Below are 17,430 nucleotides of genomic sequence, written 5' to 3'. Positions count from 1 at the left end.
TTTGAATAAAAACCTAGTCCTTCAACCGTACGTCTCCGTAGTGCGACACCACTTTGATGACTGTGCCGTGGCCTGATCCCACAGTGCCGGAGTATTGCTTGGTTTCACGAAAGGTATTTGTCTTGGCGGGCTGATTGGTATAAATGACCTTGGCATCGTCGGGAAGGTGAAAACTGCCATTTGTTACCGTCACATCGAACTGATTGGATTCAGCGGGAAGTACCACCGATGAGTAAGAAGCCTGAATGTTCACATTACCAGCAGAAGCCGGGAGCCGACCTACCCGGAAATTGCCCGAGTAGCTAAGATTTACTTTACAGGATTCCTGCACGTTTCCAATAGCCGTGTATTCCGAGTAGTCAATATCGGCTTCCAGGTTTTTTACCTCGCCGATCTTCAATTTACCGCCTTTATAATCCAGCACTAATGACCGTACGCGGGCTAAATCAAGGTTGCTGTACTTAATTTCCATTTTTCCACCGTCCATGTTGCCGATTTTAGCCGTGCCATATAGTACCTCGATGTTGTTGTCATTGTTTTCCAGATCGTCCGCCGAGAAGTGTCCGTTCCGGGAATAAACCTGTAGGGGCGCCCGGAAGGACGGAATATCCGTATTGCCAAACTTATTCCTGACAATAAGCGGGTTATACTTAGGCATATTGATCGTGTAGTCGATCTGTATGGAATTCTTCTCGCCCGGACTGCTTCGCCAGGCGTTCCAGTTGCTTTTGCCAAACTGGCTGCGGTCGATTTCTGTGAGCAGGCTGATGATATTGCCTTCGCGCTTCTCCTCAATATTGACGGCGCGAAGGTAGTCTTCGGCGCGCTGGTCAGTGGGAGCGTTGGCCGTGATGGCTACCTGAACCCTGATCTCGGTTTTCTCCCAGAGATTGATCTTTACCTGCCCGTATTGATTGTCCACCGTCAGGCGGTCGTTTCTTCCCACCGTAAAGGTCTTGATTACCGTGCGGCGCTTCTCTACGAGCTGATTTTCTCCGGCGTGGGTCGTCCACGCGATCAGCAGCAGAAAGAGTGTACTATATAATGGCTTTGCTTTCATGGCGTTCGTTTGCCTGTTTGATGCGTTGTAAGATGGTTAATTGTTGATTGAGCAGATCGATCTGCCATTGCAGGTTCTGGATCATTGCCTGCACGAGAGCCTCCTGATTCGGGGCTTTGCTTAGTTCCGAGCGCAGATTACCATAGCTTTTTTCCAAACGATCAAGATCGGCCGAAAATTCTTTATAGAGATCGGGATTATCGGTCGTCAGCCGGATCAGTTCACGGCGTTTTTGATCGATAGCATCGTTGTACTGCGTAAATTCACGAGCGTAGGTAGGCACATTCAACGCCACCTGCGGATCCCGCGTGACGCCATATTCTTTGTTCAAGTACACGAGATACGAAACGCCCAATGCCAACAGCAGCCCCGCCGCTACACGCCAGTCGAAATATGCCCGTCCCCAATCCCGAAAGCGGGGAGGCGTTTTTATGGGTACTACCACTTCGGGTTCCGTATCGCCCAGCTGATTTTCAATGCGTCCCCACAACGAATCATCTGGTTCCAACCGATCAAAATCCTCCCGATTGTCGCGCACAAACCGCTCCAACTGGTCTTTTTTATCCGAAGACTTTTTCATTTTCACTTCTGGGTTGAATGTAATGTTTGAGTCAAATTGTCGATTTATTTAGGGTTTAGTTGCTATTTTTTCTACCTCATCATCTCCACCAATTTCCTTTTCGCCCTCAGGTACTGCGTCCGGGATGTCACTTCGCTAATTCCAAGTACTTCGCCGATTTCCTCATGGTCGTAGCCCTCAAACAGGTAGAGCGTCATCACCACGCGGTAGCCTTCGGGAAGTTGCTGCATGGTGCGACGGATGCGCTCAACCTCGTACTCGGCCTCTTCGAGAAAGTCGTCGCTTTCGTCTGCCGGGTAGGTGTCCCCGTTCTCTGTCTGCCACTCACCTATCTCGACCCATTTCATTTTCCGGCTCCGCAGCTGGGTGATGGCTTTATTGACGACGATCTGCTTCAGCCATGCCCCAAAGCTTGACTGTTGCCGGAACTGTCCGATGTGCGTGAAAGCATCCACAAATGCCTCCTGCAATGTGTCCTCCGCCTCACCCGCGTGATCGAGCATCCTCATGCATACGTTAAACATCGCCTTCGAATACTGTTTGTACAGCGCATACTGAGCCTGACGCTCGCCAAGTTTGCAGCGTTCCACCAGTTCGACGTGTCGGTCGGTGTACAATTTAGTTTCCAAGGAGGTTTTTGAGTGGACAGGGAACGGTTAAAGTTGGCACGGAGCAGCACTACCTACGGCTGGATTGTCGCGTTTTAATTAGTCATCCTATCGCTGTCTGAGTTTTTGAACGTTCTGGAATAAAGACTGCGGGGAAGGACGGGATGTTGCACGGCGGGGTAGTTTTTTTGTAAAAAGGCTTTCGTCACGCCCGAACGAACAAAGCTCCGAAGGCCGTTGTTATTTTCTGAGCAAACGTATCTTTGTGGTTAACCTACTGTCACAAGCTGGAAAATTTGACTGATAAACAGTCAACTGTACACCATTGCTTCGGAGTCCATACGCCGCAACGGCCCCTAACTCTCCACTACAAATGAAAACCTTTGACATTCCCAGCTTCTACCGAAGCAGCATCATCACGCCCATTAAGGAATTCCGCCGCAAAGCCGACAAGCTGAAGCGCGACTTCAAGCCTACGGTACTTGACTTTGGTCCGGTGCGTTTCCTGATTGCGCGGCATTTTGGGTTTTGCTACGGGGTGGAAAACGCTATAGAAATCGCTTACAAGGCTATCTCCGAAAACGAGGGCAAGCGTATTTTCCTTTTGAGCGAGATGATCCATAACCCTGACGTTAATCGCGACCTGCAGGAGCGCGGCGTGCGATTCATTATGGATACCAAAGGAAACCAGCTCATTCCCTGGACTGAACTGACGCCCGACGATGTAGTGGTGGTGCCAGCCTTCGGCACCACGGTTGAGATTCAGGCGCAGCTTTCGGCTATCGGCATCGATGCTTACCAGTACGACACTACTTGTCCCTTCGTGGAGAAAGTCTGGAACCGGGCCGCACAGATTGGGGAGAAGGATTATACGGTCGTCGTCCACGGAAAGCCCATGCACGAAGAAACCCGTGCCACCTTCTCACACGGCCAGCAGGCAACACCCACGGTGGTGGTGAAAAACATGGAGCAAGCGCAGCGGCTGGCTACCTACATCACGGGCGAAAGTGCCACCGAAGCTTTTTTCGAAGAGTTTGCGGGTCAGTATTCCGAAGGCTTCGATCCCGCCCGCGACCTGCGGCGCATTGGCGTGGTGAACCAAACTACCATGCTGGCATCCGACACGCAGGGAATTGCTGATTATCTTAAGCAGGTAATGATCCGCCATTATCAGCTTCTCCCGAATGCGGTGGACGAACACTTTGCCAATACCCGTGACACGCTTTGCTACGCCACCAACGACAACCAGGATGCCACCTACGCTCTGCTCACCCATCCGGCGGATTTGGCGATTGTGGCGGGTGGCTATAACAGCTCAAATACGTCGCATCTCGTGGAACTTTGCGAAAGCAAACTACCGACATACTTCATTGCCTCGGCGGATAAAATTTTGGATAAAACCCTTATCCAGCACTTCAATTTACGTCAGAAAGAGGAAATGACCACGAAGGATTACCTGCCCGAAAACACTCCGGCTACTATCCTGCTCACATGCGGGGCTTCCTGTCCCGACGCCGTGGTGGAGGGGATTCTGATGCGGATTTTGTCGTTTTATGAGGATGTACGCCCGGTCGAAGCGGTGATGCAGGAGTTTCGGTAGCCATCTGGCTATGGCTTAAGTACTATCCGATCCCCAGCCATGTTTCCCGCTCCTGCCGCTGCCGGAGGTGATGCCGGGCGTGAATTTCCAATCCCTGCAGCCACTCGGCACCATTTAGCCAACCGAATCTGAAATGCTCCGTTTTGTAGTTGCCATCGTCCTGCGCCAGCGCCTCGGCCCATGCCAAACCATCACTTAGCGTTTGCGCGTAGAGCGCTTTGTATATTTGCCGATCCTGAGCGATGGGTTCAGGGGCATTCGGAGCGGCAGGCCGCTTGATTTTTATCGGGGGGAAACTATTATGTTCGTAAACATTAGCGCCCGCTGCTGTCATTTCGCCTCCTCTTTGTCCTTTCCGCTTTTCCAGACAACGCTTCACGTTGGCCAGAAAGAAGTAGGTATTGGCTTCGTAGAGATGCTGGTACATCTGCCCGAGTGACCACTCCGCCTCGTCGGGTTTAGCCATAAACTGTTCATCGGAATAGCGATCCAGCGCGTCGATGTAAGACTGCATGATCTCGGCGAAGGAGGTTTTGAGCTCTGTTTGTGTCATTTTTCTATTTCAAACTGGCCAAAAACTCCACCATGTCCCGGATTTCCCGCTTCGACATGATGTATCCCATCGGCGGCATGCTGGACGGCAAATTCTCGCGCTTGGCGATACGGGCTACGGGTACTTTCAACGGCTCGGCTTCGGAAGTTTTCAGAATCAGTTCCTGCGGGCTTTCCTCGGACAAAATTCCGGTCACCATCTGCCCATCTTTCAGCGTAAGCATTACCGTACCAAAACCTGGCGACAATCGTGCACTGGGTTCCACGAGCGCTTCCAGAAGTTTCTCGCGGGAAAGCGTGCTGCCAATGTGCGTCAGCGACGGGCCAACCTCCCCGCCCCGGCCATTGATGGCGTGGCATCGAACGCATTGCCCGGTGGAGTTGGTGGCAAAGTACCGGCGGCCCTGTTGGGCATCGCCACCCGTGAGGGCATCCATAAAATTAGCCACGCCTTCGCCTTTGGGCTTGGAAGACGCCAGGCGCGACCGCAACCTTTCAGACTTAGTGGAATCAACGGCTTCGGTTAGTTCCAGGCTGATGTTGGGCGAAAGCTCTTTGTTTTCCATTCGCGTAACAAGCTTGTCCAGAATCGGCTCCGTTTTGGCGGCAGGGATCGTACTCAGCGTCCGCAGCATTTGCTGCTGTTCTTTTACAGAGCCTTTTTCAAAAATAGTATTCACCACATCTGCCAGGGCGGCGGACGACAATGTCGAGCCATCCATCATGCTCAAAGCCCGGGCGCGAACGTTCTCGTCGGCGTCGCTCATGCCCTGTTTGATAACGGATTCCATGTTTTTGTACTTCAAAGTACCCAGAGCCGTCAGCATCGCCGCCCGCACGTCGGGCGAGCTGCTTTTGCCCAATAGCTCGACCAATTTGGGATCATAGGCTGTTACGCCCAAATTCCCCATCATATCGGCGGTAGCTACCAAAATCTCCGGCTGAGCATCCTGCAGCAAAGCCGCAATGCTCGGTTCCACTTTGGCCCGCGTAGCTACAGGGTCACGCTTTATGACGCCCCGGTAGCGGCCATCTACCCGGTCCAGCACCGATGGGCTGGCCCAAGTGCCGAGAGCCGCGAGAGCCTCGGTTCGGAGTTCTTTATCCACCTCTTTTCTTTTAGCAAAATCCAGTAGCGCCTGCAGTTGCGCATCGCCACCCACGCGCAGATTGGCGTTAATGGCCCGGCGTAGCAGCGGCTCCGACTTAAAGCGCGTGTTGCTCAGGGTTGCCGCCAGGTCAGGCAGTGCGCCGGGAATCGACATGTCGTCATTGATAGCCCGCGCGGCTTCGGCCACGATGTACTCGTCCTTGTCGTTCAGGAAGCGGCGGACGTTCTCGTCGCTCCAGCGACGCAGCACCAGTACCGCCGCCAGCCGAAGTGATTTGTCTGGACTATCGGCCAGAGCAATGATAGGTTCCCGCTGTCCGAGCCGTGTAAGAGCCATTACAGCAGCGTGGCGCAGGTACAGGTCTTTATCCTGATTGGCTTCAATCATTTTCAGCAAAGCGGGTACCGATGCCTTGTAATCGACGCGACCCAAAGCCTGCGCCCCGAAAAATTGCACGCGCGGACTGGTACTCGCCAGCAAGGGAACCAGAAGCGGGCCAGCCTCGGCGATGGCCGCATCGCCAAGTACTTTGGCGGCTTGCGTCACAATTTCAGGATCATTGTCTTTTAATAGGGCCAATAATGGAGTGGCGGCAGATTTATCCGCTCGTGCCAGTTGCCCCAGCCCCCACACGGCGTGAACGCGGGCAAGTTGGTTGTCTTTTTGCGCCAAAGCTTTTTCAAAAACCGCCGCTCCTTTCTTGCCGCGCATGGCGAGTTCAAACTGAGCCTTCTGACGGATGCGCATATCAGGATTAGCCAGGTAACCCAGCAAGGCCGCGTCGTTCTGGGCGGCGTAATCGAGCAGCATGAGCCGTTGGGTTTCCTGGCGCAGGGCTTTCATGTCATTCTTATTGTCGGTCACGTCCAGCCGCCACACGCGCCCGGTGTTCTTGGTGTCCCAGCCGTTGAGCCAGTCGGCTACGTACAGTGCACCATCGGGACCGAAGCGGATGCCCGTCGGCAGGATGCCACTGAAAACTTTCTGCTCGCCATCCAGTACGAACGACGCTCCCGAAGGTTTTAGGCCAAACGACCAGATCGGCGAGTTGGCGGGGTTACCCCGGAATTCCACCAGAAAAAACTTATTCTTCCAGTCTGATCCCAGCGCGGTACCGGGATTGTACACCATGCCCGTGGGGCCGTTGTGAAAATTCTGGATTGGAGGAATAAAGTAGGCGGCCTGCCCTTCCTGCCGTGGTTTGAACATTTGCTCGTCCATCCAGACTTTGTAATCGTTGTTCTTGGGGTCGGTGTACTTGCCATACTGCCAGTTGGAGCGCCAACCCGCATCGGAGCCATCTACGATGTACACCAGCCGCTCACTTTCGCCGGGATGGTCGCCATCGTTGTCGGAGCTGATCAGGTTGCCGTACTCGTCGAATACAAACTCGTGCGTATTGCGCAGCCCTGAAGCAAATACTTCAAAATCAGTACCGTCCGGATTAGCGCGAACGATGACGCCTTCGTTGGGGTAGCGGTACTTATTACCTTTCACGTCGGTGAGATTGGCTCCAATATCACCAATGCCCCAGTAGATACGACCGTCCGGCCCCTCCACTGCGCCAGACATGCCATGACCACCAAAGCCGATATGTACTCCGAAACCGTGGGCAATCGAGGTTTTTTGATCCAAAATCCCATCGTTATTGGTATCCGTCAATCGCCACATATCGGGCGCAATACCTACGAACACATCTTTGGCCCGCACCAGCAGTGCTCCGGCTACGTCAGAAATTTCTTCAAAGAAATCACTCAGGATACGCGTCGAAACGTCGGCGATGCCATCATTATCGGTGTCTTCCAGTCGCCATACCTCATCTTTTTCTACGGCGAGGTCGCGCCAGTCGTGCGAGCCGTCCTCGTTGAGGTCTTTAAGCCATTCGTTCTCCTTGCTTTTGGCCGGATCGAAGGTTTCACGCAGAAATGCCCGGCGGTCTTCCACCGATTGCAGCCCGATGGAAGGCGTCATCCAGTTGCGGTGGCCCCGGATGTCAAACTCGGAATTTTTTTGGCGGTTGGTGCGCGTCAGGTACACCCGCCCTTTATCGTCGATAGACATCGCGATTGGATCGGGGGCCAGCGAATCGGAGGCCCAAAGATCTACTTGGAGGCCGTCGGCCAACTCGATGGCGACGCTTTCCTTGATTTCTTTCGCGCGGATTCGGGCCGTGCTGCCGTCTTCCTTCACGACTTCCAGCGGCTCCGCCGGCACGGGAACCGAAGTACCCAAAGCGGACGTACCCATCGGGGCCAGCTTGGCGCAGGAAATGATGACGATGCCCGCCGCCAGGATATAGAGCGCGCGCGGCGATCGGTAGAGTCTCTTGAAATTCATGATGGTTGGTGGCTTGGTGGTATTGGGTGTTTGTATAAGGTCGTTCTTGGAGAATTTGTTTGTAGGAGAAAAGGTGAGGTGGGGTAGTTTTTACTTGAAAACTTATTTTGGAAGGCGAATTAGCCCGTACTATTTGCACAGCTTGTTAGGTATTTCCATTTTGAGTCGAAAACACGTATCTTTGCTGAAATTAAAATTTCACACGTGCCTTATGTCCAAAGTGAAGCTCACTCTCACCATCGAAGAGTCGGTGGTGAATCACGCCAAAGTCGTTGCTAAGCGCAATCGGCAGTCTTTATCTGACATGATCGAGAATTTTTTGGCCTCTACCCAACCCAAAAAAATGAGCCTAAAATCTCCGAAAATGACAACAGCCCTAAAACTGCGGGGAATTGCCAAATCGACTTTGTCAAAAAAGACCGATAAAGAAATCAAGGCCATGATGTATAAGGAAAAGTACGGAATATGAAAATATTCCTTGATACAAACGTGGTGCTGGATTGGCTCCTGGATCGGCAGGACACCTTCGCCAACGAAGCTACCACTATTATCGAAGCCGCAGAAACCGGAAAACTCTCTGCGTACATTTCAGCGGGGTCAGTTTACACCCTGGCATATGTACTGGAAAAATCAGGAAGGAAAGGCGCGAAACTACGAAAAGCCGTGCAAGAGGTACTCTCGATTTTGAAAGTCATGCCTGCAGATAATACTCCTTATGAAAAGGCGTGTCAGCGACCCATGAGAGACTTGGAAGATGCTTTCCAGTATGAACTAGCAATGCATGGCGAACGCCTGGATTATTTTGTGACAGGAAATTTACGGGATTTTGCAGCGCAGGATACCAAGGCGCTACCTGTCGTTACGCCCGCTCAGATGGTTAAATTATTTTAAGAAAGTATTAGAACCCTTATTGCTAACCAGAATTCTAATACTTCCTGACCCTCACTCCTCCTTCTTCAACGCCGCATAGTGCTTAAAGAACAGCGGAATCGTCTCGATGCCTTTGTAGTAGTTGAATAGCCCGTAACTTTCATTTGGTGAGTGCAGGGCGTCGATGTCCAGACCGAAACCCATCAGGATACTTTTGCGGCCCAGTTCCTGCTCGAAAAGTGCCACGATAGGAATGCTGCCACCACCGCGTGTGGGGATAGGTTTCTTGCCGAAGGATTCTTCCATGGCCAGCGAGGCTGCTTCGTATTCTATTGAATCGGTGGGGTTCACGTAGGGCAGGCCGCCATGGTGGGGCTTCACGCTGACCTTCACGGAAGGTGGGGCAATGGACAAGAAATGCTTCGTGAATTTCTCCTCAATTTCTTTGTCGGTTTGATTAGGAACCAGGCGCATCGAGATCTTGGCGTAAGCTTTGGAAGGTAGTACCGTTTTGGCTCCTTCGCCGATGTAGCCCCCCCAAATACCATTTACATCCAGCGTAGGGCGGATGGAAGTACGCTCAATAGTGGTGTAGCCCGCTTCGCCTTTTACGTCCTCAATCAGCAAATCTTGCTTGTATTCCTCCAAATCAAAGGGGGCCTCGTTCATAGCCGTACGTTCGTCGGCAGTGAGCTCCTCCACGTTGTCGTAAAAGCCTGGAATGGTAATGTGGCCGTTTTCATCGTGCAGCGAGGCGATCATTTCGCAAAGTACATTGATGGGATTGGCGACTGCGCCGCCGTAGACGCCCGAATGCAGGTCACGGTTGGCACCGATTACTTCCACTTCCAGATACGTAAGCCCGCGCAGACCCACTTCAATGGAAGGTACGTCGTTGGCGATAATACTGGTGTCGGATATCAGGATGGTGTCGCAAGCCAGCATGTCACGGTGGGCTTTTACAAATTCGCCAAGATGATCGGAGCCGACTTCTTCCTCTCCTTCAATCATAATCTTGACATTGCAGGGCAGCGACTTGGTGGAGATCATCATTTCAAGTGCCTTGATATGCATATAAAACTGCCCTTTATCGTCACAGGCTCCGCGGGCATAAATCCGCTCGTTCTTGATAACGGGTTCAAAGGGTGGGGAATCCCAGAGTTCATACGGATCGGCAGGCTGCACATCATAATGACCATAAATCAACACCGTCGGGGCGGCAGGGTTCACGATTTTTTCACCGTACACGATCGGATGACCTGGCGTTTCAAAAATCTTGACCCAGTCAGCTCCGGCGTCTTCGATGCTTTGGCGCACAAATTCGGCGGCGCGGCGGGTGTCTTCTTTAAACTTTGAATCGGCGCTGACGGAAGGGATACGCAGTAGGTCGAGGAGTTCGTTCAGGAAGCGATCTTTATTATCGGTTAGGTACTTTTGCATAGTGAAACCGTGTCAATGATGAGTAATGAATAACGATTGGGTTGATGAGTGAGGCTGTTTCCGTGAAAAACTATGGAGTGCCCAAAACTAACAGATTACGATGGCTGTCCCAAATTGATCAAATCTGTTGAAAAGCAAAAGAGGTCACCATTCAGGTGACCTCTTTCATTTATTGTGAATACAGAGGGGCGCTATTATGCGCTTACCTGGTTCATTACCTCTGTTTGCTTGCGGATAGACTCCATGTGAACGAGTTTGAAGAGTTCGTCCACCAGATTAGGGAACAGGTTCAGGCTGTTGCCCCACTCGGCGCGAGTGTTCAGGATTTCGCGGAAGCGGTCCACCTGGTAAGCCGACACGTTGTTGTCGCGCTTGTACTCGGCAATTTTCTCGACCAGTGACATCCGGGCGGCTAGCGTTTCGAGCAGTTCACGGTCGAGGTGATCGAGTTTTTCCCGAATGATTTCCAATTGGGTCTGGTACTCGTCGCCGTACGACTTCTTACGCACGTGTAGTTCATGGAGCATTTCGCCCAGAGCTACCGGCGTCAGTTGCTGCGCTGCGTCGGACCAGGCCTTATCGGGATCGCGGTGCGACTCAATGATAAGACCATCGTAGTTCAGGTCCATCGCGCGCTGCGTCAGTTCAAACAGCAAGGCACGCTTACCCGCCATGTGACTGGGGTCGCCAATGATGGGTAGTTGTGGGAAAAGCGTCTTCAACTCAATGGCAATCGGCCACATTGGGGAGTTGCGGAACTTGTTTTCCTGCGCGTTGGAAAATCCACGGTGAATGGCGCCCAGCTTTTTTACGCCCGCCCGGTTGAAACGCTCCAATGCGCCGATCCAGAGTTGCAGGTCCGGGTTTACGGGATTTTTCACCAGGAGCGGAACGTCTACACCTTTCAGGGCGTCAGCCAGTTCCTGCACGTTGAAGGGATTCACCGTAGTACGGGCACCCACCCACAAAATATCCACGCCGTACTTCAGCGCCAGTTCGATGTGGTTGGGATTAGCCACTTCGATGGCCACGGGCATTCCGGTTTCCTTCTTAACCGTCTGTAGCCAGGGCAGGGCAGCTTCGCCCATGCCCTCGAACGAGCCGGGGCGGGTACGCGGCTTCCAGACCCCCGCACGAATGACGTGTGCGTAGCCTTCGTTCTTAATCTGGACGGCGGACTCCACCATTTGTTCCTCAGTTTCGGCGCTGCACGGCCCGGCAATCACCAGAGGCTTACCGTCGGTATTGATCCAGCTACTCAGTGGCAGGATGTCTAACGAAGCATTCATATTCAACTACTTAACCTTATGAAAAATAAAAAATGTACTAATGAAATCTGTATGAAATAGGGTATTGAAGTGCTTTATGTACCTTTGTTGCCCAAACAATTGCTGGGAAGTCAATTATTCGTATGGTTCTAAAAAAAATCATACTGGCTTTCTTTACCTTATTTGCTTTTCTACCTTAAAAATAGAACCCGTTTCTTTTCGTTTAGAATAGCGAAGAATACGAATTTAACCCAACGATCTAATTATAATGCCCCCAATAACCCAACCCGCTATTTCACCTGCTGTATTTGAAGATACATCCGTGGCTTTTGCGGCCAAATCCAATCATCAACTACGCAAAACCTATTGGCTTTTTGCTATGATGAACCGGGCAGGACTTGTAAATTTAGGTACTTTTTTTATAAAACTTGCTTTAAGACTACATTTACCCGTAAAAAAGCTTATTCGCAGTACGATTTATGAACAGTTTTGTGGTGGAGAAACGATCCGCGAATGCGAAAGTACGATCCGCCAACTAAGCGACTCTGGCATCGGCACCATTTTGGATTATTCCATAGAAGGTGAAGACGAGGAGGCCGTTTTTGAAGAAACTACCGCCGAATTACTCCGTACGATCGACCGGGCGGCCACCTCAAAAGATATTCCATTCACGGTGTTCAAGGTATCAGGAATCGCACCCAATGAGCTTCTTGAAAAAGTGCAAAAGAAAGCCGATTTAACCCCGGCCGACACTCAGGCTTATGCGCGCGTGGTAGATCGGGTCGAGCGACTGTGCAGCCAGGCGCACCTGCGTTCCGTACGAATATTTTTTGATGGCGAAGAGAGTTGGATTCAGGAAGTGATCGACGACCTGGCCTATACTATGATGGCGCGATACAACAGCCGTCAGGCCATTGTCTTCAATACTTACCAACTTTATCGGCACGAAGTACTGGAAGCTTACAAAACTGCTTACCTGCGGGCACGGGAGAACAATTACATATTGGGTGGAAAGCTGGTACGTGGTGCCTACATGGAAAAAGAGCGGATTCGCGCACGGGAGAACAACTACCGTAATCCGATTCAGGCCACCAAAGCCGATACTGACCGCGACTACGATGCCGCCGTCGATTTTTCGCTGGAACATATCGAGAATATTGAGTTTTGCCTGGGCACCCACAATGAGGATAGCTGCCTGCATTGCGCCTGTAAAATGCAGAAACTCGGTCTCAAATCAGGCGATCCGCGCGTGTGGTTCGCGCAGTTATTGGGTATGAGCGATAACCTGTCTTACAATTTGGCCAATCTGGGCTACAATGTCGCCAAGTACGTGCCTTACGGCCCCATCGATTCGGTGATGCCCTATCTCTTTCGCCGGGCTGAGGAGAATAAATCCATCGCCGGACAAAGCAGCCGGGAATTTTTGCTGGTAAAGCGCGAAATGAAGCGTCGCGGTCTGGGGGCCATGTAACAACAAGGAGTTATGTAAGGCCCGGAAAAAGGACTATTTTTGCCTTTTGATTCATGCCTGATCGCCGCATTAGGGATTTGCGTCGATAGGCGTGTCAGATCTTCCGTAAATTTTTTGATAATGATTCAACCCAAGAACCCCACCAAATACATTCTTTTCAGTGTGTTGCTTATTGCCATCGACCAGACAAGCAAGATGTTGGTGCATAAGTACATGGATCCGGGTTTTTCGGGGCAGATCGCGCTGATTGGCGATTGGATGAAGCTGCATTACGTCCTCAATCCGGGTATGGCCTTCGGCATGGAACTGGGGCATGAGTATGGCAAGCTATTCCTGACGCTCTTTCGCCTCGTCGCAATGGGGGCTATAGCCTGGTACCTGATCAATCTGGCGCGGCGCGGTGCGGCATCGGGCCTGTTGTGGGCGCTGGCAATGATTCTGGCAGGAGCAGTGGGCAATGTAATCGACAGCACTTTTTACGGCGTTCTGCTGGGAAATGCGCCCTATGGTTCCCCCACGCCCTGGTTTCACGGGCAAGTGATCGACATGGTTTTCGTTGATTTCTGGGAAGGGTTCGTGCCCGATTGGGTACCTGTCTGGGGAGGGCAGTACTATTCTACCCCCATTTTTAACTTCGCCGATGCCTGCATCTTCGTAGGTGTGTGTACGATCCTGATCTTCCAGAGCTCCTTCTTCAAGCATAGCCATGAGTATGAAGTCGAGGAAGAGGTAGAAGTGACAGACTATGAAAGCAACAAAGCGACAAAGCGACAAAGCGACAAAGTGGAATTTTCAGATGCGGAACTGTCAAATAATGAAGAGACGACGTTTTTGAGTGATGAGACTGAGGTTAGTGAGCCGCAAGATGAAGTCGTGAAGCCACAGGACGAGAGTTCAAAGCCACAGGGTTAATCAAAATCGATACTATGGCGGAGGTAAGAACGTTTCGTGATTTGTTGATTTGGCAAAAATCCATGTTGTTGGTAACAGCGGTCTACAAGTCAACCTCCGCGTTTCCAGATTCGGAGCGATTTTCCTTAACATCTCAGATTCGACGATGTGCTATCTCCGTACCCAGCAACATAGCCGAAGGTTTCGGTCGGAGGAGTACCGGAGACTATTTGCGTTTTTTACAAATAGCCTTCGGTTCACTTTACGAATTACAGACCCAGCTTGAAATTGCTGTCAACTTAAACTACTTGCAAAGAGACAGGTTCGATATCTTGCACGAACAGAGCCGGGAGGTGGAAAGAATGATGTCCAGCTTCATCCAAAAACTTAAAGCCAAAGAGTAAGCAAAAGTCTTTAACTTTTATGTTATGTATCATCGCCTCGCAGCTCAACTTTGTCGCTCTGTCGCTCTGTCGCTTTGTGGCTCAATAACTACTGCGTCGACTCCAGAGGCGAAAAGTCTTTGAAAGCGCGCTTCAACGCTTTGTCAGTAGCCTCCTTTTTATTTTCCCAGTTAGCGTCCAGTTCGAGGGCCACCAATCCTTTCAGATTCATCAGGGCGCGGAATTCGTCTAGCTTACGGATGAAATCGTTGGTGCGGCGGGCTGATTTGAGCGAATACTCGCGGGCAAAAATATCGCCTTTGTTCTGTAGCTCGCTCTTTTTCTCCATTACGTAGTTAAAGCGGTCCAACAGGTCTTTCGTCGAGCGACCGATGACTTCCGTGGCTTCCAGGGTCCCGATGGTCATCACCGTAGTTCCACCCACAGTGGTAATGCCCGTTTTCAGGCTGGGCTTTTTAGGCCCTGCGATAACCGGGGCGAGACCTGTGGTGGCACCGAGCGACGCATTTACCACCGAGCGATTTTTCTTGCCCTTTTTGGCACGGCGGTAGCCTTTTTTCAATTCCTCTTCCTTCTCTTTCATCTGTTCCAGCAAGCCCCAGGCGTTGACAAGGCCACTGCGATAAAGGGCATAGTTGTAGGCGTCACGCTCAGCTTCATTAATGGTGTTTTCTATATTGAAATGAATTTTACGTTCGGCACGATTGCGCGCTTTGTCCAGTACATAAAATGTTATGTCGAAAGCCAGCGAATCGAAAGGGTCTTGTACGAAGTCGTAACTAGGCGTCCAGATGAACTCGTACGAGGTTGGGGCATTTTTGACAATCGTATTGTTTTGAGAAATGTTGCGGTTGTCAGAGACGAAGGAGAATGTCGAGAGGTCGTCGTCGCCGTTAGGGTCGGAAAGGAAAAACTTGATGTTAATGGTCGTATTCTCTTTGTACTTTACCCTACTGACGTTTGGCACCACCGTGATTTCTGGAGGTAAATCTGTTTGTGTGATTTCCAGCTTGATGCGGCCTTTGGTGCGGGCTTTGGCAGGCTGGTCTTCAACGTAAAATTCGATGTACCGGGCACCTTTACCCAGAAAGTTGAACTGCGTCTGTGAAGGATTCCAAGTGACCTCCCCGCTCGCCGAAATCTTCATCCCTTCGGGCATCTGCTCCGCCGCAGGGACTATCACCGTCGGGTCACTATCGGGATCACGGACGGCATTCATATCTATTTGGTAAGTGTTCTGAGTTTTGTATTGCACGTAAAATGGCCGTAGTTCGTCCACTTCCGGTGGGCGGTTGACATGAACAATCTTAAACGCGATCTGCTTGGTAACGCTCTCCCCGGCGGTATTGGTCGCCTCAAAGACCACGGGCAACGAACGCAACGTGTTGATGCGGTCGGCCATGTCATACGAAGGCGTCCACACGAATCGACCCAATGAATCGAAAATCATATCTTTTTGCCTCCCTTCCGCAATTGAGAAATAGACCGTGTCGGATTTGCCGCCCTGCGATTTTAGCTTGAAGGCGAATTCTTTACCTTCTTCCAAAACATTCCAGCCAGGTTCGGTAGGCAGAATGATTTGAAGAGTGGACGTTTCAGTTGTGTTATCCTGGGCAAATACGTGGTTTGTAATTATTCCAAGAACAGCAATTAACAATAAGCTAACTAAATTGGAGAATGAAGCATGAAGTGAGGAGAATACATCAGTTTTTACGGTCTGATTTTCAGTATGTTGTGCTTTCATTTATCAATATGATTATTGGACAGGTATCAGGAAAAGAACCATACCTCTGAAACCAATTTTTTGGAAAAAATCTTTGTTTTAAACGCAAAAATAGCGAATCCCGTATGGAATGCGACTTTTAGAACGACGGAGTTTTGTCCAGCCTGCATTCAGTCTGTGGCAGTTTAACGATTTTAGCCAAAAAAAAAGCGAAGCATCAGGCGCTTCGCTTTTTTACAGAAAAGATGTTTTCCTTATTTCTTAGGAGGGGTAGTTCCAGCCTTCGGGGCGGTAGATGGTGCCGTCGGCGTTTCCGGAGCTACTTTGGCAGGATCAACACCCAGCTCTTTAAAGACCAGGTCAGACACGTTGTTTTCTTCCGAACCAACAAAGAGCAGAATAGGCGTAGTGTTCTGGCCAGCATCCGAATTCAGGATGTACAGGTAGTTATTAGCCTCACCTACAGCCTTAATGGCATTGTTGATTTTTAACAATACGGGCTCGATCAGCTGCTGGTACTTGGTCTGTAGAGAATTCTCGGAGTTACGCTGTAATTCCTGAATTGAGGTTTGCAATCCCTGCAATTCTTTCTCCTTATCGGCACGAATTACATCGGCCATACCGGATGCGTTCTTATTATAATTATCAAGTTTCTCCTGGAACTCCTTGTACTTGTCTTGTAGGGCTTTATCAAGCTGAGCCTTCGTGATAGAAAGTTCGTTCTCGATTTTTTTAGCTTCGGGGAGTTGGCCCAGAATGAAATCGACGTTGGTATAACCTATCTTGGTACGTGGTGCTGAAGCGGTAGTCTGCGCAAAGAGGGGCGTGCAGGCCACGGCAAAAAGCATCATCAGAGTAATCAACTGTTTTTTCATTGGTTCGTGTTTATTTAGGTTTTTTGGTTGTACTGTTTTAGTTGTTAGTCTTGGAAGCGGGCGCAGTACCCGATGCAGCCACGGGTTTGGTATCGATGCCCAAATCCTCCATGACGTAGTCCGTGTAATCGTGCTTGGGATTGGTATAGACCATTACAAAATCGCTGGACTTATCAAAGAGGAAATCGAGCCGCCGTTGGGAACAAACCTTTTCGACCGATCTCTGTACGCGTTCCATGACGGGCTTCAGTAATTCTTTTTTCTTCTGAAACATCATGCCGTCCACGCCAAAGACCTTATTGTTGTACTCACGAGCTTCCAATTCCTTCTCTCTGATTTCATTTTGCCGCTTGCGTTTAAGCTCGTCGGTTAAAAGTACCTCTTCAGCCATGTATGCGCGCTGCAAACGATCAATCTCGGCGCCTTTTTCCTGAATCTCCTTGGCCCAGCGTTCCGAGAACTGATTCATCTCGCTTTGGGCTTTCTGGTACTCAGGCATTTTGCTGGTGATATATTCCATATCAACATAGCCAAACTTCTGAGCCTGAACCCCCAGCGACGAAACGGACGACAAAAGTAATAAAAATACGATCTTCTTCATGCGAAGGTGCTGTTTTTTTGCACTTTATAACGAAAGGG

General features: G+C 50.7%; 16 protein-coding genes. 6 read left to right on the top strand and 10 right to left on the bottom strand.

Features of this window, described 5'->3' with window-relative positions:
• Positions 1-13 precede the first annotated feature (13 nt).
• From IE117_RS22385 to IE117_RS22375, 3 genes are all read right to left on the bottom strand, one after another.
• A complete protein-coding gene (locus IE117_RS22385; protein WP_189567463.1) occupies positions 14-1,060 on the bottom strand; it encodes a hypothetical protein in 1,047 nt (348 codons plus the stop codon).
• The gene (locus IE117_RS22380) at positions 1,038-1,640 is read right to left on the bottom strand and encodes an anti-sigma factor (protein WP_189567461.1); all 603 of its coding nucleotides are present in this window, start codon (positions 1,638-1,640) and stop codon (positions 1,038-1,040) included. The genes IE117_RS22385 and IE117_RS22380 overlap by 23 nt, the downstream gene beginning before the upstream one ends.
• A 71-nt stretch (positions 1,641-1,711) precedes the next feature.
• Complete coding sequence (locus IE117_RS22375; protein WP_189567459.1) at positions 1,712-2,269, bottom strand: RNA polymerase sigma factor; 558 nt, start codon at positions 2,267-2,269, stop codon at positions 1,712-1,714.
• 352 nt (positions 2,270-2,621) lie between these two features.
• On the opposite strand from IE117_RS22375, the gene IE117_RS22370 reads away from it, so the two are divergent.
• Positions 2,622-3,848 carry a 4-hydroxy-3-methylbut-2-enyl diphosphate reductase gene (locus IE117_RS22370; RefSeq protein ID WP_189567457.1) on the top strand — a complete coding sequence of 409 codons (1,227 nt, stop codon included), beginning with the start codon at positions 2,622-2,624 and terminating at the stop codon, positions 3,846-3,848.
• Positions 3,849-3,870: 22 nt separating this feature from the next.
• Here IE117_RS22370 and IE117_RS22365 read toward each other — a convergent pair whose 3' ends face one another.
• Together IE117_RS22365 and IE117_RS22360 are read right to left on the bottom strand one after the other, a co-directional pair.
• On the bottom strand, positions 3,871-4,401 hold the full coding sequence (locus tag IE117_RS22365) for a DinB family protein (RefSeq protein ID WP_189567455.1): 531 nt from the start codon (positions 4,399-4,401) through the stop codon (positions 3,871-3,873).
• A 4-nt stretch (positions 4,402-4,405) separates the two neighbouring features.
• A complete protein-coding gene (locus tag IE117_RS22360) occupies positions 4,406-7,849 on the bottom strand; it encodes a DUF7133 domain-containing protein (protein ID WP_189567453.1) in 3,444 nt (1,147 codons plus the stop codon).
• Between the two features lie 211 nt (positions 7,850-8,060).
• On the opposite strand from IE117_RS22360, the gene IE117_RS22355 reads away from it, so the two are divergent.
• Both IE117_RS22355 and IE117_RS22350 read left to right on the top strand, forming a co-directional pair.
• The gene (locus tag IE117_RS22355) at positions 8,061-8,318 is read left to right on the top strand and encodes a DUF6364 family protein (RefSeq protein ID WP_189567445.1); all 258 of its coding nucleotides are present in this window, start codon (positions 8,061-8,063) and stop codon (positions 8,316-8,318) included.
• Positions 8,315-8,740: a PIN domain-containing protein gene (locus IE117_RS22350; RefSeq protein WP_189567443.1), complete on the top strand. Its 426-nt coding sequence runs from the start codon at positions 8,315-8,317 to the stop codon at positions 8,738-8,740. The genes IE117_RS22355 and IE117_RS22350 overlap by 4 nt, the downstream gene beginning before the upstream one ends.
• Before the next feature lie 51 nt (positions 8,741-8,791).
• Here IE117_RS22350 and IE117_RS22345 read toward each other — a convergent pair whose 3' ends face one another.
• Together IE117_RS22345 and IE117_RS22340 are read right to left on the bottom strand one after the other, a co-directional pair.
• The gene (locus IE117_RS22345) at positions 8,792-10,159 is read right to left on the bottom strand and encodes a dipeptidase (RefSeq protein ID WP_189567441.1); all 1,368 of its coding nucleotides are present in this window, start codon (positions 10,157-10,159) and stop codon (positions 8,792-8,794) included.
• A 194-nt stretch (positions 10,160-10,353) separates the two neighbouring features.
• On the bottom strand, positions 10,354-11,448 hold the full coding sequence (locus IE117_RS22340; protein WP_189567439.1) for a chorismate mutase: 1,095 nt from the start codon (positions 11,446-11,448) through the stop codon (positions 10,354-10,356).
• 247 nt (positions 11,449-11,695) lie between these two features.
• Here IE117_RS22340 and IE117_RS22335 point away from each other — a divergent pair, with 247 nt between their 5' ends.
• The 3 genes from IE117_RS22335 (at position 11,696) to IE117_RS22325 (ending at position 14,193) form a co-directional block, all read left to right on the top strand.
• Positions 11,696-12,898: a proline dehydrogenase family protein gene (locus tag IE117_RS22335; RefSeq protein ID WP_229581305.1), complete on the top strand. Its 1,203-nt coding sequence runs from the start codon at positions 11,696-11,698 to the stop codon at positions 12,896-12,898.
• A gap of 120 nt (positions 12,899-13,018) precedes the next feature.
• Positions 13,019-13,810: a lipoprotein signal peptidase gene (locus tag IE117_RS22330; RefSeq protein WP_189567437.1), complete on the top strand. Its 792-nt coding sequence runs from the start codon at positions 13,019-13,021 to the stop codon at positions 13,808-13,810.
• Positions 13,811-13,824: 14 nt separating this feature from the next.
• Positions 13,825-14,193, top strand: coding sequence for a four helix bundle protein (locus tag IE117_RS22325; RefSeq protein ID WP_189567435.1), 369 nt, complete (start codon positions 13,825-13,827; stop codon positions 14,191-14,193).
• 88 nt (positions 14,194-14,281) lie between these two features.
• Here the strand turns inward: IE117_RS22325 and IE117_RS22320 are convergent, their stop codons facing one another.
• From IE117_RS22320 to IE117_RS22310, 3 genes are all read right to left on the bottom strand, one after another.
• Positions 14,282-15,937, bottom strand: coding sequence for a hypothetical protein (locus tag IE117_RS22320; RefSeq protein WP_229581303.1), 1,656 nt, complete (start codon positions 15,935-15,937; stop codon positions 14,282-14,284).
• Positions 15,938-16,170: 233 nt separating this feature from the next.
• Positions 16,171-16,791 (bottom strand): OmpH/Skp family outer membrane protein, encoded by a 621-nt coding sequence (locus IE117_RS22315; RefSeq protein WP_229581300.1) that lies wholly within the window; start codon positions 16,789-16,791, stop codon positions 16,171-16,173.
• Positions 16,792-16,828: 37 nt separating this feature from the next.
• Positions 16,829-17,392 (bottom strand): OmpH/Skp family outer membrane protein, encoded by a 564-nt coding sequence (locus IE117_RS22310; RefSeq protein ID WP_189567433.1) that lies wholly within the window; start codon positions 17,390-17,392, stop codon positions 16,829-16,831.
• Between the last annotated feature and the right edge of the window lie 38 nt (positions 17,393-17,430).

Origin of the sequence: Persicitalea jodogahamensis, from assembly GCF_014651615.1 — a bacterium.
GTDB lineage: Bacteria > Bacteroidota > Bacteroidia > Cytophagales > Spirosomataceae > Persicitalea > Persicitalea jodogahamensis.
Note: the sequence above shows the minus strand (reverse complement) of the source record. Positions and strands in the feature narration are given on the sequence as shown.